Genomic DNA, 1546 nt, shown 5'->3' on the forward strand with positions numbered 1-1546 from the left:
AACATCTTTTCTGTCGGTAACAATAGAAGTAAACCTGATGACATCGCCAGGTTTTGCCGGAATCCTGAAAGCCCCGAAATAATCGGTATAAACCGTACTCTGAGAAGTGAGGTTTGTTACATACACCTGATTCAGGTAATACACCGAATTATCTCTGATGATAATTTCTCCGGAAAAAAACTGGGCCTGAACTTTAAAAATCAACAGTAAAGTGGCGAGCAAAAAAGACTTCTTCATATACACGGCAAAAATAGATGAAATATCACATAACGCACCGTGATAAGATGGTATTTTACGGTTAAAGTTAGGTTAAATAGAAGTCGAAATTGTTAAATAATCCTAAACGAAATTTACATTTTAGTTAGAGCATTGCAATTAAATGGTGTAGTACAAAAAAATCCCCGGTGGTATTCCGGGGATTGATTTCTATAAAAGATGAAAATTATTTTTTGATAAATTTCACTTGGTTTACCTGTCCGTTATTATCTACGGAAATCATATAAACTCCTTTCTCTAACTGAGACACCTGTACTTTACCATTGGTAACTTTACCTTTAGCTACAGCCTGACCAGCCATGTTGTAAATGGTGTAAGAAGCTTTATCAGAAACTTTAGTAACATTTAGCAAATCGATTGCAGGATTTGGATATACCTGAACAGCACTTGCTTTAACATTATCATTTACGCCCAAAGTAGATGAAATCATTACTGCATAATCTTCTACTTCCCCGTACGTATAACTACCGCAAGGAGTCATTTGAGGAGTACTGAATTTTAAAGCAACCCTCATTCCTACCGGTTTGTCTCCGGAATATGCATCTGCAGGAACCGAGAAAGTATCGGTAACAGGAGTTGTTTTATCACCTGAAGTAGACATTACAAATTCATCATCATCAAAAGTACCGCTTCTGTCGAAATCGATCCAAACTGTTACTGCTTCGTTGTAAGTTGTTCCTGACCAGGCTTTAGTAACCGAAATAGTATTGTTATTTGTTCCTTTTGCCAAACGCACCAATCTTGCAGGATCAGATGAATAATTGGTATAAGTTGAAGCACCTGATGAACTGTTTACACCAGCAGCACCTTCAGCTGTAATAGTTACGTTAGAGATATACTCATCACTTGAATTCGTAGAAGTAAGAGTACAGTACTGCAGCATTAAAGTAGTAAAGTTAGTTACTGCAGTATAGGTACCTGTTGTACCTGAACACACAGAAGCAACCTGAACATTATAAGCTGTACCTTCATCTAAATTCGTGATGGTGTAAGTGTTGGCCGATACCGGAACTTCAGTCCAAGTAGCATCAGCAGCTTTTTTGTATCTTACGATATAGGTTGCACTTGCGATAGGATCCCATGCAACAACTGCAGAAGCGGTTGTAACACCAGTGACATTAAGTCCTGCAGGAGCGGTACCGTCGCATGCTACAATAGCAGAAACCGTAACCGGAGCAATGGCATAGAATACGTTTCCGATTGCAGAGATTCTAACTTTAAGCGCGGTATTGGTTGGGAAAGAAGCGAAGCTGAAATCTTCAGTACCGTC

The 1546-nt window shown here is 38.9% G+C and carries 1 protein-coding gene and 1 pseudogene; both read right to left on the reverse strand.

The annotated features are described in order from the left end of the window. A pseudogene (locus tag V5N63_RS10510) lies at positions 1–237 on the reverse strand (hypothetical protein); the annotation flags it as partial. Between the two features lie 205 nt (positions 238–442). Next, the coding region (locus V5N63_RS10515) for a GEVED domain-containing protein (RefSeq protein WP_332033902.1) at positions 443–1546 on the reverse strand (1104 nt) is incomplete at its 5' end.

Origin of the sequence: Kaistella sp., from assembly GCF_032060305.1 — a bacterium.
GTDB lineage: Bacteria > Bacteroidota > Bacteroidia > Flavobacteriales > Weeksellaceae > Kaistella > Kaistella yananensis.